Origin of the sequence: Venatorbacter sp. C2-1 (assembly GCF_022832715.1) — a bacterium.
Taxonomy (GTDB): Bacteria; Pseudomonadota; Gammaproteobacteria; order Pseudomonadales; family Oceanobacteraceae; genus Venatoribacter; species Venatoribacter alkanivorans.
Map to the genome: position 1 here is coordinate 2,552,327 of NZ_CP094879.1, position 14,600 is coordinate 2,566,926.

At 52.5% G+C, this 14,600-nt stretch carries 12 protein-coding genes; 7 read left to right on the forward strand and 5 right to left on the reverse strand.

The genetic code is table 11. The features are described 5' to 3' along the window. Positions 1–91: 91 nt before the first annotated feature. Complete coding sequence (locus tag MT343_RS11335; RefSeq protein ID WP_145470496.1) at positions 92–565, reverse strand: DUF3015 family protein; 474 nt, start codon at positions 563–565, stop codon at positions 92–94. A 205-nt stretch (positions 566–770) separates the two neighbouring features. Between MT343_RS11335 and xseA the strand changes: the two genes are divergently transcribed. From xseA to MT343_RS11355, 4 genes are all read left to right on the forward strand, one after another. Continuing rightward, positions 771–2,180: an exodeoxyribonuclease VII large subunit gene (xseA, locus tag MT343_RS11340; protein WP_371736696.1), complete on the forward strand. Its 1,410-nt coding sequence runs from the start codon at positions 771–773 to the stop codon at positions 2,178–2,180. A 276-nt stretch (positions 2,181–2,456) separates the two neighbouring features. Continuing rightward, on the forward strand, positions 2,457–3,347 hold the full coding sequence (locus tag MT343_RS11345; protein ID WP_222428605.1) for a M23 family metallopeptidase: 891 nt from the start codon (positions 2,457–2,459) through the stop codon (positions 3,345–3,347). Then, the gene (locus tag MT343_RS11350; RefSeq protein ID WP_145470493.1) at positions 3,340–3,549 is read left to right on the forward strand and encodes a hypothetical protein; all 210 of its coding nucleotides are present in this window, start codon (positions 3,340–3,342) and stop codon (positions 3,547–3,549) included. Before MT343_RS11345 ends, MT343_RS11350 begins: the two co-directional genes overlap by 8 nt. Positions 3,550–3,631: 82 nt before the next feature. Beyond that, entirely contained in the window at positions 3,632–4,843 is a 1,212-nt protein-coding gene (locus tag MT343_RS11355) for an HD-GYP domain-containing protein (protein ID WP_145470491.1), read from the forward strand. A gap of 18 nt (positions 4,844–4,861) precedes the next feature. On the opposite strand, the gene MT343_RS11360 is transcribed toward MT343_RS11355, so the two are convergent. Further along, positions 4,862–5,422 (reverse strand): acyl-CoA thioesterase, encoded by a 561-nt coding sequence (locus MT343_RS11360; RefSeq protein ID WP_145470489.1) that lies wholly within the window; start codon positions 5,420–5,422, stop codon positions 4,862–4,864. Continuing rightward, positions 5,419–6,312, reverse strand: a complete 894-nt coding sequence (locus tag MT343_RS11365) for an acyl-CoA thioesterase (RefSeq protein ID WP_145470487.1) — start codon at positions 6,310–6,312, stop codon at positions 5,419–5,421. The genes MT343_RS11360 and MT343_RS11365 overlap by 4 nt, the downstream gene beginning before the upstream one ends. A gap of 552 nt (positions 6,313–6,864) precedes the next feature. Here MT343_RS11365 and trmA point away from each other — a divergent pair. The 3 genes from trmA (at position 6,865) to MT343_RS11380 (ending at position 10,375) form a co-directional block, all read left to right on the forward strand. Continuing rightward, the gene (gene trmA / locus MT343_RS11370) at positions 6,865–8,004 is read left to right on the forward strand and encodes a tRNA (uridine(54)-C5)-methyltransferase TrmA (protein WP_145470485.1); all 1,140 of its coding nucleotides are present in this window, start codon (positions 6,865–6,867) and stop codon (positions 8,002–8,004) included. Next, positions 8,001–9,389, forward strand: coding sequence for an ATP-dependent RNA helicase DbpA (gene dbpA / locus MT343_RS11375; RefSeq protein ID WP_145470483.1), 1,389 nt, complete (start codon positions 8,001–8,003; stop codon positions 9,387–9,389). The genes trmA and dbpA overlap by 4 nt, the downstream gene beginning before the upstream one ends. A 371-nt stretch (positions 9,390–9,760) precedes the next feature. Continuing rightward, complete coding sequence (locus tag MT343_RS11380; protein ID WP_145470481.1) at positions 9,761–10,375, forward strand: GNAT family N-acetyltransferase; 615 nt, start codon at positions 9,761–9,763, stop codon at positions 10,373–10,375. A gap of 30 nt (positions 10,376–10,405) precedes the next feature. Here the strand turns inward: MT343_RS11380 and MT343_RS11385 are convergent, their stop codons facing one another. Beyond that, a complete protein-coding gene (locus tag MT343_RS11385) occupies positions 10,406–12,235 on the reverse strand; it encodes a sensor histidine kinase (protein ID WP_186436015.1) in 1,830 nt (609 codons plus the stop codon). A 101-nt stretch (positions 12,236–12,336) separates the two neighbouring features. After that, positions 12,337–14,547: an EAL domain-containing protein gene (locus MT343_RS11390; RefSeq protein WP_145470478.1), complete on the reverse strand. Its 2,211-nt coding sequence runs from the start codon at positions 14,545–14,547 to the stop codon at positions 12,337–12,339. Positions 14,548–14,600: the final 53 nt, after the last annotated feature.

Here is a 14,600-nt window from a genome sequence, read left to right on the forward strand (position 1 = left end):
TACATAAAATTCAGACAATAAAAAAGCGCGCCGGGGCGCGCTTTTTTATCAGGGCCTGTTTACTCAGAGTGAACAGTCCCCAATACCGGAATTAACCCAGGTATTTCTGCAGAGCAGCGTCTTGTGCCATTGCAGAAGTCATAGCTTCATAAGCAGTAGCAGAAGTAGCGTCAGCGTTGAACATGCTGTCGAAGTTAGACTGCATGGTGCGGTTGAAAGCAGCAGCGTCCTGAGCTTCAACACCGATTACTTCAGCCAGAGCAGCCAGAGTTTCGCCCTGACCTTTAGCAGCGTCCAGAGCCAGCTGGTCCATGTTGTCTTCCATGAACGCCTGAGCCAGTTTCAGAGGGCCGTTAGCGCCTTCACAACCCAGAGTACCGGAAGTCATACCGAAAGTCTGGTTACCGGAAGTACCGTTGGTGGTAGCAGCCAGTACGTGCTCGTGCCATTCGTTAGCATCTGGGAATACAACAGCTGAGCCCAGACCACAACCAGCGTATGGGTTAGCGGCAAACGCCAGAGTGGAAGAAGAAACCAGAATTGCACCTGCGATAAACTTTTTCATGGGCTATATCCTTGTGTCAGCCTATTTAAAATTTGATTCAGCTTGCGCTGAAGGCGTTAACACTAGCGCGTTATAACCATTCTGTCTATGCCATCAATAAGGATAAAAGTTTAATAGTGAACCCGCGCACATCCTTGATACACAAAAGAAAATCTCTGGCCAATACGGTCTGAGCATGGCAACCTCTGAACACATCTTACAACCGATATCTTTCACTTTTGTGCAAGCCACCAATATTTTCACCGTCAGCCAGCTGAACCAGCGTGCCAAACAATTACTGGAAGTTTCTTTCGCCAATGTCCGTGTTGAAGGAGAAATTTCGAATTTGTCACGTCCGTCTTCCGGCCACTGGTACTTCACCTTAAAAGACAGTGGCGCTCAGGTGCGTTGTGCCATGTTCCGCTCGCGCACCGCCCTGCTGAAATTTATGCCAAAAGAAGGCGATAAAGTTGAGCTGCGCGCAAAAGTCAGCCTGTATGAGAACCGTGGCGACTACCAGCTGATCGTGGATGCGATGAAACCCGCTGGCGAAGGTGCTCTGCTGCTGGCGTTTCAGCAGTTAAAAGATCGTCTGGCCATGGCCGGACTGTTTGATGACAAATACAAACAGCCCATGCCCTCAGTACGCCGGGTTGGCATTATCACCTCCCCGACCGGTGCTGCCATTCATGACATGCTGACGGTCTTCCGCCGTCGCTGCCCGACGATTGAGATTGATATTTACCCGACCCCGGTACAGGGACGTGACGCCACGGCACACATTGTTGCCGCCATTGAGCGTGCCAACCGCGACAATAATGTCGATGTGTTAATCGTTGGCCGCGGTGGTGGTTCTCTCGAAGATCTGTGGTGTTTTAACGAAGAAGCCGTGGCCTGGGCCATTCACCATTCGCGCCTGCCCATTGTCAGCGCCGTTGGCCATGAAGTGGACTTTACCATTGCCGACTTTGTCGCCGATGTCAGAGCACCAACTCCGTCAGCCGCCGCCGAATTACTTAGTCCGGATCAGAGCCAGCAGATTCGTCAGATACAGCTGATCCACCAGCGCCTGCAGCGTGGAATGCAACGACAGTTGCAGCAGCAACAGCAACGTTTGCTGCGTATTCAGCAACGTCTGCGCGCACCGGGCCGCCTGTTGCAAAACCGTGCGCAACATCTCGACCAGCTGGAGATCCGTCTGCAACGGGCACAGCAACAGGATCTGCAGCAGCGTTATCACCGCCTGCAGAAGCTGCAGCAGGCACTGGTGCATCAGCACCCGCAACGCCTGTTGCGTGAACGCCAGCAACAGGTCGCATTACTGGAAAAACAATTTACCCGCCTGATTCAGCAACGGCTGACCCAGCGCCAGCAGCAACTGGCCGCTCAGGCGCATTTGCTGAACAGCCTGAGTCCGTTGAACGTTCTTGGCCGTGGTTACTCTATTACCCAGCAAACCGATGGCCGTGTGGTGCAGCAGGCCAGTGAGATTGCTGCAGGCCAGCGCATCCATAGTCGCTTACACAGCGGCTGGCTGGAGTCGGAGGTGATCGCCGTGCATACCGACAGTGCCGTGCCACAGCCAGAAGGCGCGAAAAAACCGCGCACGCGGAAATCCACTCCTAGGGCCTGTTAACACTAAGTGAATCGGGCCTGCTGAGAGCCAGTTTTTCTCAGAACAAGGAGAGAGGAGTGATATTAGCGGGCTAAATGAATGACGAGCGACGACGTTAATGGGGAAAACTGGCCTCAGCCCGAAGGGTTATGGCTAAAAATTCCTCATTCTGCGTTGCTGTTCGTTCGCTTAACCCGTTAGGCCACACTCTCAGCGCCTTGTTTGAGAATTTTTTAGCCGATAACAGGCCTGTTTAATTAGTGTTAACAGGCCCTAGAAAAACCAGCGAGGATTAACATGGCCGATCTCTTTCACAGCATGATGCAGTTTATCGTCTCGCTGTTCGCCGCCGGTTCGATCCAGAGCGCCACCCCGGTTCCTGCCGAAGGGCCCCTGCCGTTACAACAGAGTATTCCCGGCGGCCTGACGGTTATTCCTGTCGGCTATGGTATTCAGCCACCGCAGGTAAGCTTCAATCAACAGAATGTGATGGTCATCCGCCCGGACGAGCAAAAACCCTGGCTGGCCATGGTTGGTATTCCACTCAGTCAGCAGCCCGGCGAAGCCAGCATCAAAGCCGGCAATAAAAACATCCGTTTTACCGTTAATGACCACGCCTACCCTGAGCAGCATCTGACGGTTAAAAAGAAGCATGTAAACCCCAGCGCCGCAGAGCTGGCGCGTATCCGCAAAGAACAGGCACAGATGGCGGCGGTTTATACCAGCTTCAGCCCGGCACGCCCGTGGCAGCCTATGGCCTGGCCCATTCGTGGCGATATGAGCAGCGCCTTTGGCCTGAAACGCTTTTTTAACGGTGAACAGCGCAACCCACACAGTGGGCTGGATATTGCCGCAACAACCGGCACGCCCATTCTGGCGCCAGCCGATGGCAAAGTAGTGCTGACCGGTGACTTCTTTTTTAACGGTAACAGCGTCTTTATCGACCATGGTCAGGGGCTGATCAGCATGTTCTGCCATATGAGCGTTATTGAGGTTAAAGAAGGCGAAGAGATTATTGCCGGTGAACGCCTTGGTCAGGTCGGAGCAACCGGCCGCGCCACCGGCCCTCATCTGCACTGGACAGTCAGCCTGAACAACGCCCGTATTAATCCGTTGCTGCTGATTTCTCCTCTGCAGGGTGGCAAAATTCTGTCAGCCACCGGACAAACAGGAGCTGCACATGAGTGATAAAAAACACCCCGGCACCGCTGGTTTACTGCCGGTTAAAGGCAGCGGCTGTGGCATCCGTCCCGACCCCGATGCACTGAATGACGATACCGGCTTTGATTTCAGTGCCGCCCGCAAATTACTGCAGCAACAGGATGAGCGCACCACGACCACTCCCGCTGAAGAAAGCAGCAATCCAGACACATCATCGCCGGTAAAATAGGCCGGCAATTACACCTTCCGATAAGACCGCCGACGGACGATCAGTGTCTATACTCAGAAAAGCCCTTTTCTGAAAGTCCGTTATGATCAAAAAAATCTCCGTCGACCAGCTCAAGCCAGACATGTATGTCTCAGACCTGAACTGCGACTGGATTCCTCACCATAACTACCAGAAAGAAGGTCGCATTCCCGACCAGAGCATTGTCGACGAAATCCGTCGCCGTGGTATCCGCGAAGTGTATATCGACACCAGTCGCGGTCTGGATGTCGGCGATAATGCTCTGACCGCCGCCGAAGTGGAGCGCGCCAACCAGCAGGCACTGGACAAAGCCGCCACCCTGAAACCCGATCAGAAAGCCCGCAGCGGTGTGCAGGAAGAGCTGCTGAAAGCGAATAAAATCCACACCCAGGCCAAAGGTCTGGTCAGCAATGTACTGAAAGATGTGAAGCTTGGCCGCGCCATCGATGTAGAAGCCTTCGACCGTCTGGCTGATGGTATGGTCGATTCGGTGCTGCGTAATCACAACGCCCTCGCCTGCCTTGGCCGTATCCGCGAAAAAGACAATTACCTGCTTGAACACTCCATCAATCTCGCCGTTCTGATGGGCATCTTTGCCAAAAGCCTGAAGATTGACCGCGAGACCATGCACCAGGCGGTGGTTGGCGCCATGCTGCATGATATCGGCAAAGTGATGATCCCCGATGAGGTGCTGCATAAACCCGGCAAACTGAACGACGATGAATTCGCTATTATGCGCAACCACGTGGTGTTCAGCCGCGAGCTGCTGAAAAAGACACCGGGGGTGAGCGAGCTGACCATTAAAGTCGCCGCCCAGCACCACGAGCGTATTGATGGCAGCGGCTACCCGGAAGGCCTGCACGACTGCGATATCTGCCGCGAAGGAAAGATGTGCGCCATTGCCGATGTCTACGATGCCATCACCGCCGACCGCGTGTATCACAAAGGTTTGCCACCAACGATGGCACTGAAAAAACTGCTCGAATGGAGCGGCACCCATCTTGATCAGACACTGGTGCACCGTTTTATCCGCTCAATGGGCATTTATCCGGTGGGCTCGCTGGTGAAGCTGAAAAGTCAGCGGCTGGCGGTGGTGATTGAAGCATCCGAAACCGATCAGCGCCTGCCGCTGGTAAAGGTTATTTATAACACCAGCAGTCAGCGTTATCTGCCGGTTGAGATCATCGACCTGAGCAAACCGACCACTCAGGACGAAATACTGCAGGCCGTAGACCCGGCCCGCTTTGGTATCCGCCTGAACGACTTTATCGCCTGAAACAGAACCCACACAGCATCAGCTGCTGCGTTCTTCTTCCGCCTGCCGTTTGGCTCCCAGCAATTCGATTTTGGCCAGCACCTCAAGCGGTGCCGGTGGCGCTTCCTGCAACTCATCCGGCTCATTTTTCAGACGCGCGACGGCCTGCAGCATGCTCGCCAGCGAGCGCACCCGGCCGCCCTTCAGCACCGCAATGCGCGCCAGCGCTTTAGCATGTAAACGGCCATCGACCAGAAAACGATGCTCCATATAGAAATACTTACGGTCCCAGTGCAGCACCCGGCTTTCCACATCCACCAGCGCCAGCGGTTTGATCTCACGCACAAAGGTTAAAGTCTGGCTGGCCAATACCGAGCGCCAGCCCTTGCGCACAAATAATGGGCCGGTGCCCAGGCGCAGAAAAAACTCGGTGCGCGCCAGATCCAGCCAGGCCGGATAACGGGTATTGGTTAAATGCAGATTCAGGTCACAATCCCAGGGCAAGACGCGGAAACGGGTATGAAATACATCCAGCGCCGTTGCCGGCTTGGCCCAGGGACGGCGGGCAAACATCAGGGCCGAGCGCAACATCTGGCTCATGCTTTGCTTTCACCGGATTTGGCGTTCAGATCAATCTTGCGCATCAGACCTTCCTGCGCCACCGAAGCCACCAGCTCGCCCTGCTGATTAAACAATTGGCCGCGGCAGAAGCCACGCGCACCACCGGCATTGGGGCTGTCGATGGCATACAACAGCCATTCATCCATACGCAGCGGACGGTGGAACCAGACGCTGTGGTCCAGGCTGGCCACCTGCATGTCTTTCTGCGATACCGATACCGCATGCGGGTGCAGCGCGGTGGTAATCAGGTTGAAGTCGGAGGCATAAGCCAGCATGGTGGCGTGCACATTGGGGTTATCGCCCATGGGCGCATCGGCCTTCATCCAGGCGTATTTCACCGGTTCTTTTTTCTGTGGCGCAAAAATATTCACCGGGTCGAGCACGCGGATTTCAATCGGCTGGTCGGCGGTGTAAATATCGCGAACCCGCTCCGGGAAGTAATCGCGGAACATGCGCGCCAGTTCCAGCTGCGACGGAATGCCTTCCGGGCCTTTGATATCGGGCATCGGATTCTGATGCTCAAAGCCCGCTTCCGGATGCTGGAACGAGCACATCATGGTCAGAATCGCCTTGCCGTTCTGGCTGGCTTTTACCTGCCGGGTGGCAAAACTGCGGCCATCGCGCAGTACATCCACTTCAAATTCAACGCTGTCGGTCACTGTACCGGGACGCAGAAAATAAGCATGCAGTGAGTGTGGGGCCCAATCGCCCTCAGTCAGCGTCTGAATGGCTGCCGATAAACTCTGCCCCAGCACCTGACCGCCGAACAAATTACGGAAGCCCAGATCCTGGCTCTGACCACGGAAACGGTTTACGCCAATGGCTTCCAGCTTTAACAGCTCAATCAATTCTGCCAATACATTGCTCATACTAAACCCTGCCTTAACGGGCGGACGCGGGCGGACGTTACTGCCCTGACGCCACATTTTCTTATTAAAATCATCGCTGGCGGGCACTGTTGACCGGCCTGACCAGCTTCTTTCTGTTTGTTAATGTTTCACACAATACGGATTCAATACGGCGACACATTGGCCGCCGTGACATCCTCTGAATGAAGCCCTGATTGGATAAACCAATCATCCATCTGCGTCTTTATCTCACAACATGGCAGTCTGGCCCAGTGCCGCATCTGACAACCAGACCTGCTAAAAGGCTGAAATTGCCATTCCCGGGGCATTTGGGGGAGATTATCCGTGCCTGAGCGGCGACAAAGCGGCATCCTGAGGTTAAAACCGGCATCCTGAGGTTAAAAGATGCACAATAGCGTGCAATCCGTATAATACGCGGCCTTTTTGCAATGGGATTTTGCCTCCGCCCGCATCCGCAGATGCAACGCGATCCGGGGCCAAACCCACGTAAACAACGATACACAGGCACAATGCACCCGACTTCCGCACAACCCGATTTCACACAGGCGACCTATGCAACAGCGTGACCCCTACCAGCACCATGTAAACCCCGAGCATTATGCCGAGCTGCTGGAGGTAAAAGCACAGCGTCTGCGCGATCTGTTTGCCGACTTTAATCCGCCGTCATTACAGGTGCATGCCAGTGCCCCGAGCCACTTCCGCCTGCGCGCGGAATTCCGTCTGTGGCACGATGGCGACCGCTGTTTTTACGCCATGTTTGAGCCGGGCGATAAAAGCAAAGTCTATGAAGTGCGTGAATTTCCCATCGCCTCACATCTGATTAACAAATTAATGGTCCGCCTGCTGGAAGACATCCAGCCGAACGAGCTGCTGCGCCGCAAACTGTTTCAGGTCGAGTTTTTAACCACCCTAAGCGGTGATGCCCTGATCACGCTGATTTATCACAAGCCATTAGGCGATGAATGGCGCGCCGAAGCCGAAGCACTGCAGGCCCGTCTGGGCTTCCCAATTGTTGGCCGCTCGCGCAAACAAAAGCTGGTGCTGGAACGCGATTATGTTAACGAAGCCCTGCAGGTGGACGGCAAGACCCTGCACTACCGCCAGATTGAAGGGGGGTTTACCCAACCCAATGGCGAGATGAATCAGCAGATGCTGAGCTGGGCACGTTCTGCCGCCGCTGAGATTAACCATAGTGATAACAACGGCAAGCCGTCATCCGACCTGCTGGAGCTGTATTGCGGCAACGGTAATTTCTCCATGGCACTGGCCGATACCTTCCGCCGCGTACTGGCGACCGAAATTTCCAAAACCTCGGTCGCGGCCGCCCAGGTCAATATCGCCGATAACCAGCTTGATAACGTAGTGATTGCCCGTTTATCCAGCGAAGAATTTGTGCAGGCCCTGCGCGGCGAGCGCACCTTTGAGCGGCTGTCTGGTGTCGATTTAAGCAGCTACGATTTCCGTACCGTGCTGGTCGATCCGCCACGCGCCGGGCTGGATGATGAATCGGTGAAACAGGTGCAGGGCTACGACAATATTATTTATATCTCCTGTAACCCCAATACCCTGCACGACAACCTGCAGGTGCTGTGCAACACCCACGAGATCAGACGCTTTGCGCTGTTTGATCAGTTCCCCTATACCGACCATATCGAAACCGGTGTGGTCCTGACCCGGAAAAACCCTTCATGAACAGCACCGCATCTTCATCCTTCAGTCAGCTCGATCTGCCTGCCAGCCAGTTGCAGAATCTTGAGCGCATGGGCTACACCCAGATGACGCCGGTACAGCAGCAGACTCTGCCAGCGGCACTGGCCGGTCAGGATATTCTTGCTCAGGCCAAAACCGGCAGCGGTAAAACCGCCGCCTTTGGTCTGCCGTTATTAAGCAAAATTAATCCGCGCTTTTTTGGTGTGCAGGCGCTGGTCCTGTGTCCAACCCGCGAACTCAGCACTCAGGTGGCGGAAGAAATCCGCAAGCTGGCACGCTTTCAGGCCAATATTAAAGTGGTGGTGCTGTGTGGCGGTGTGTCTATTGGCCCACAAATCGGCTCGCTGGAACACGGCGCGCACATCGTGGTCGGTACACCGGGACGAATAAAAGATCACCTGCGCAAAGAAACTCTGAAAATTGATCAGGTGCAGACTCTGGTGCTGGACGAAGCCGACCGCATGCTCGATATGGGCTTTACCGACGATATTCATCATATTGTGGCGCACACCCCGGCTAACCGTCAGACCCTGCTGTTTTCTGCCACTTATCCGGAAAACATCAGCCAGTTAAGTGCCGAATTTCAGCACAACCCGCTGAATGTCAAAGTCGAAGCCGTGCATCAGAGCAACAGCATCGAGCAGCATCTGGTCATCTGCGAACGCAATGAAAAAGAACAGGCACTGGCACGGGTATTAAGCCACTTTGGTATTCAGCAGGCCGTGGTGTTCTGCAATACCAAACAAGCAACCGAAGAAGTCACCCAGATATTGCGCGACATGGGGTTTATCGCCCTCGCCCTGCACGGCGACCTGGATCAGCGTGACCGTGATCAGGTATATGTGCAGTTCAAACAGAACAGCACCAACTTTCTGGTTGCAACCGATGTCGCCGCCCGTGGTCTGGATGTTGATGATCTGCCAGCGGTGATTAACTACGAATTACCGCGCGACCCGGAAGTCTATGTACACCGTATCGGCCGTACCGGCCGTGCTGGTAAAGAAGGTCTGGCAATCTCTATTGCTACCGAACGCGAAGACTACAAACGCGCTGCCATTGCCGAACAACAGGGCCGCGATATTCCACTGATGCCAATCAGTGAACTCAGCGATGTTATGCTGCAGGCCGAAAAGCCAGCCAACGTCAGCCTGTGTCTGGCGGCGGGTCGTAAAGATAAACTGCGCCCCGGCGATATTCTCGGCGCCCTGACCTCACCCGGCGGTATTGCCGGCAGTGCCGTCGGTAAAATTGAAGTGCTGGATTACGCCGCTTATGTTGCAGTCCAGCGCGATCAGGCCAGAGTCGCCCTGAATCATCTGCAGAAAACCCGCATTAAAGGCCGTGCTATTAAAGTGCGCCGGGTTTAAACAGCAGGTAATGAGCGTAAAAACGGCTGCCGATGCAGCCGTTTTTTTTATTTACGTCACAGACATTACGAGAAGTGCCAGAAGCAGCAGCGCAGCGAGAAAAAGAAAAATATTCCCCAGTCCGCGACTTTCAGCCAGCTCCTGCTGATAACACTGAATAAAGGCTTCCAGCTCAGCGCCATCAGTAATATCCCGGCAATGCGGACAAGCTCTGGCCAGGTGTGGGAAAGATCGCATGCAACGTTGGCATTTTTTGGTAAACCGGATTTTAACCGGCAGTGGCATCCCTTTCATATGTCCTTCTGTTTAATATTTTAGAAGTCATATCGTGACCGGTTATAATACGGCCAACTTTTGTCCAGCAGCAGAGTATGAATGATACTATGAATTACACCGTCATGCCTGATTCTTCCTTTTTACATCCTCTGCTGCTCCAGCCTGCGGCAGACGCCGATGTACCGGCACTCTGTGCATTGATGAATCTGTGTTATCGCGGCAGCGAAAACGGCACTGAAGCGCAATTACAGGGCTGGACTTCAGAAGTCGGTCTGGTCGCTGGCCAGCGTATTCAGCCCGACGACTTACTCGCCTTTATTCATCGTGCGGATGTGAATTTTTTCTGCATTAAAAATAATGCCGACATTATCGCCTGCTTTTCTCTGATACAAAAAAAATTACAACCACTGGAAAGCAAACAGGTAGCGGCATGTGAGTTCGGCAGCTTTGCCGTACATCCGCACTATCAGGCACAGGGACTGGGTAAGCAGTTACTATCCTGGGGCGAAGCCTTCGCCTCTGATCTGAATTGCACAACCATGCAGATGCAGGTACTGGCACCACGGGAAGATTTAATTGCCTATTATCAGAGACGCGGATATCAGCTGACGCCCTCACGGGCTCCTTTCCCCAAACAACTGGCGGTCGGTACACCATTGCAGGATGCATTGAGTCTGGTGCTGATGGAGAAAACCCTGCCGGCATCATAGCAGAGCGGCAAACAACAAAAACGAGGCCGATTAATCGGCGCTGATATGGCGCGGGAAAACGATCAAAAAGGACAGCCCGCCCTCTGCTGGTTCTTCGGCACGAATACTGCCATGCAGCAGACGCGTTACCCACTGATGGACAAGGTGCAGACCCAGTCCGCTTGAACCCTGCCCCCGGGCACTGGTCACAAACGGATCAAACATCCGGCCGGCAATATCCGAGCGCACCCCGCTGCCATTATCTGATACGCGCAATATCACCTGATCCTGCTCATTAGTCTCAGCACAGAGTTCGATCTGGCCGCCCGTCATATCAGCAAAACCATGCACCACGGCGTTAACAATAAGGTTTTGCAGTATCTGCGAAACAATACCCGGATAACCGACAAGACGGAGGTCTTCGGCAATATGTGTGACGACTTTTACACCAGAGTGAGTGAGCATAACCTGTAAAGAGCGCAATAAATCGTCGCATACCTGGCGCAGACGAAATTCAACGATATCGTCACTGGCACGGTCGATTGCCAGACGTTTAAAACTCTCAACGCGGATTTTTGCCCGTTTCAGATTCTCATCCAGTAATTTCAGTCCTTCCTGGCTGTGGAGAATATAATCGGCCAGCGCCTGACGGCTTAATCCCGTATCAACAGCCTTAGTCAGCTGGGTCAGATGAGTTTCCAATGTTGATGTAAGCATCAGTGCTCCACCTACCGGAGTATTAAGCTCATGAGCAACGCCTGCGACCATCATCCCAAGCGCAGATAATTTACGCGTTTCAACCAATTCATCCTGCAGAATACTTTGCTCGTACAAGCTGATATCCAACTTTGCATTTGTAACTTCCAGTGCTTCTTTTTCCTGCTGGAGTTGTCGGTTAAGCAGGTAACGCTGGTACTGTTGCAGTAAATCATGGTGCAGTAAACGGCCACCAACCAGAATGATAACTGCGGCAAGTAATAATCCTGGCCATATCGACCGCCAGTTAACAGCCGACATAAATTCTGCCGTTGTCTGTACAATCAAATAGACCGGTGTGGCACTCTCCTGACTGGTGGATTGCCCAAGATTTATTTTCATGGCACTGATTAACTGACCAGCAAGAACCTCCCCTGAAATAACAGAAATTTTCCGCAGGCGTTTCCACAAAGCCTGATTCTGCACGCTTAGGTTATACTTATTCTGACCGAGATCATGCCCCCACTCCTGCTCGGCTTGAGGGTGCAGAACCCAGTAACCACCCGCATCGGCAATCAATAAAGCTGACTGTTTCTCTGATAAATTACGCAGGGATTCCAGCAAGCGGCGAAAATCGTAATTAATCAATAGCAGCCCGGGTTGTTTTCCATCATCAACCCCAGTACGGATACCGGCACGGAGTGTTGGTTGATATGGCTGGACAATGGCTCCGTTTTCAACATTCAGATCCAGTCCGGAAAAATACACTGATGGTGGTTCTACCTGCATTGCATCACGAAAATAATAGCGACTGGCTTTATTCTGCAGCTCTGAATCTGGTAACTGACGCACGGAATCTTTATCAACGTCGATACGCACCCGCTCATTGCCCTGAATATCAAGCCAGCGGATCTGCAGAACATTGTCCAGAGATTGAGCAAACCCTGAGAATCGTTGCGCCAGAATCGCGGTGTTGATTGGCCCTTCAGCGCTCAGCCCCTGATGAATATCACGATCATGGTAAAGCAGTGAGACAATATTACGCACATCGCCCAGTTCCCGGCTCAGGTGCACCGAGGCCGAAGCGATAATATGATCGTGCTTTTCGTTAATATCGTGGATATATGACTGGCGTAATAAATAGTTGACGGTAAATGCCGATACAAAAGCAATCAGTAACAGCAATAAGAGAAGCCGGATGCCCTGCTTTCGCTGTGCGGGAACAGAATAGTATGGAAAAACAGAAAGAGCCTCGGCGGCAAAACCAGAGGCCGGCTCCGTATGTTTCAGCGGTTCGTGTGAAGCCATGCAATCGCATCATCCACTGTCATTGGCCGGGAAAACAGATAGCCTTGCCCGACAGAACAACCAACCTGTTGTAACCACTCGCTCTGAGCTTTGGTTTCTACGCCTTCAGCAACAATATGATAGCCAAAACGCTGACCTATTCTTACAACCATTTCAACCGCATGCCGGTCTTCTTCTGACTCTTCGATTCCCTGAACAAAAGACCGGTCTATTTTTAATGTGGTTGCAGGTAGTCTGGTGATATGTGAAAGCGAGGAATAACCCGTTCCAAAATCATCGATACTGACAGACATTCCCAATGACATAAACCGGCGCAGCAATGTATCAAAACCACGGTAGTCGGTCATAGCCTGTGATTCCGTTACTTCAATATCCAATAAAGCAGGGTTGATGCTCTTCTCTTCAATAGCCTGAAAAATACTCTGGATATAATCGCGGTTATTTAAATCTGATACGCTGGCATTAAACGATACCGGTAGTTCAAAACCAGCATCAGCCAGCTGTTTTATGGCAGCAAAGGTCAGCTGAAGCACATGAAGATCAAGACTGCGGATTAACCCGGAGGCCTCTGCGAGGGGAATAAAAACATCCGGTGGAATATAGTCACCATTGCTGTTCCGCCAGCGTACTAAGGCTTCAAAACCCAGTACCTTATTGCTCACCAATGCCACTTTAGGCTGCAGCATAATGAAGAGATCGCGATTCTGTAATGCCTGCTGTAACTCAAGTAATTGCAGATGACTGGCGGTTATTTTTTCGCGATAGCCCGGCGTATAGCCAATTAAGTTCAGGTTGTAACTTTCTCCTACTGACAACGTAACCTCAGCCAGATGTAAGGTTTCCTGAGGAGAAGCATCCTGAAGTAAATTCAGTTCGATTTTACAGAAGATTAACTGAATATGATGCTGCACGCCGGATAGCATCAGCGGCTGATCAAAAATCTGCAGTAACAACTCATCATCGGGCTGGCTGTCATGATTAAAAACCAGAGCAAATGAGCCTGTGCTTATCGTTGAAAAACAGCTGAACCCCGGCAGTTTCTGCCGCAAAGCTTCGCAGGTTGCTTTAAGCAGATTGTCACAATAGCGCTCACCAAAGGTGATCATCGCATCCTGAAAGCTTTTGATCTTCACCAGCAGCAGCACATTGTCGCGCCGGTCATCGTCGTTCAGAGAATCCAGCTCACGCAGTAAACCGTTACGGTTACGAATATTCAGCAGATCATCAAAATAGGCCAAACGACTGACCCGATTAAGCAGGGCAACGTTAGAAAAGCCACTGCGCACATTTTCGCTGAAAACCCGCAGCAAATTAATATGGGCAGGAGTCAGTTCTGCAATGCCATCAACCAGAACCAGATATTCGGCCCCATCAATAGCATGGGTTTCAAAATAAAGAACTGTATGATCTGCATGAAACTGGTGGCATTGCGCAGTAATGGCCGACCTTAAGGTCGCCATCCGCTCATCAGCCGGAAAATCCGTAAGGTTTTTCTCAAGCATGCCATGATAATCGACAGTCGTTGCGATCACCCTGGCATCACTTAACTGCATATTGCGGAAATTCCCCATACAAACAATACCGCTGACTCCCGCACCAATAATACGGCCAATATTAGTCAGCACTGCCTGGGTCAGTGAACCCAGTTCCTGTTTGCTGTGCAGATTACGGGAAGCATCTAATATCAGCTGCAAGCCCCGCTGCGCGCGATTCAGCTCCATCATGTAGTGCCAGGTACGCAGATGACTGCCCACCACAGAATGCAGCTTTTCGCAGTTCAGGTCCGCTTTGTTCCAGTATTCATCAATGTCGTACTGACGCATGACGTCAGCCTCAGGAGCCACACCGGGTTGTCCGGTCAGCAGCACGATACGGATTGCCGAGTTGCCCAGAACCTCGCGAACAGAGCTGACCAGTCGCAGGCCGGCGTCATCCTGCTCCATCACCACATCCAGCAGCATTACGGCGATATCGTCATGCTCCCCGAGCAAATCGGCTGCCTGCGCAGCAGAGGCCGCGGTCAGAACCTCAACATCCTCACCTTTGAATTGCAGACCGCTTAAACCATGCAGCAATGAAGCCTGATAGACAGGATCATCTTCAACACTGAGAATCTTCCAGCTGGCATGAGCCTGTAGCGGGAATGTTTTACATTCATCGTCACTGAAAACGAAGGCATCATTAGACATGTGTGTGCTGTCCTTGTCTTACCGGATCAGCGGAAGCTGAACCGATGAACACT

What these genes read in the sequence shown, in the direction of transcription:
- MT343_RS11335 (WP_145470496.1), bottom strand. Translation starts at nt 565, where the DNA reads ATGAAAAAGTTTATCGCAGGTGCAATTCTGGTTTCTTCTTCCACTCTG.
- MT343_RS11345 (WP_222428605.1), top strand. Translation starts at nt 2,457, where the DNA reads ATGGCCGATCTCTTTCACAGCATGATGCAGTTTATCGTCTCGCTGTTC.
- MT343_RS11350 (WP_145470493.1), top strand. Translation starts at nt 3,340, where the DNA reads ATGAGTGATAAAAAACACCCCGGCACCGCTGGTTTACTGCCGGTTAAA.
- MT343_RS11355 (WP_145470491.1), top strand. Translation starts at nt 3,632, where the DNA reads ATGATCAAAAAAATCTCCGTCGACCAGCTCAAGCCAGACATGTATGTC.
- MT343_RS11360 (WP_145470489.1), bottom strand. Translation starts at nt 5,422, where the DNA reads ATGAGCCAGATGTTGCGCTCGGCCCTGATGTTTGCCCGCCGTCCCTGG.
- MT343_RS11365 (WP_145470487.1), bottom strand. Translation starts at nt 6,312, where the DNA reads ATGAGCAATGTATTGGCAGAATTGATTGAGCTGTTAAAGCTGGAAGCC.
- trmA (WP_145470485.1), top strand. Translation starts at nt 6,865, where the DNA reads ATGCAACAGCGTGACCCCTACCAGCACCATGTAAACCCCGAGCATTAT.
- dbpA (WP_145470483.1), top strand. Translation starts at nt 8,001, where the DNA reads ATGAACAGCACCGCATCTTCATCCTTCAGTCAGCTCGATCTGCCTGCC.
- MT343_RS11380 (WP_145470481.1), top strand. Translation starts at nt 9,761, where the DNA reads ATGAATGATACTATGAATTACACCGTCATGCCTGATTCTTCCTTTTTA.
- MT343_RS11390 (WP_145470478.1), bottom strand. Translation starts at nt 14,547, where the DNA reads ATGTCTAATGATGCCTTCGTTTTCAGTGACGATGAATGTAAAACATTC.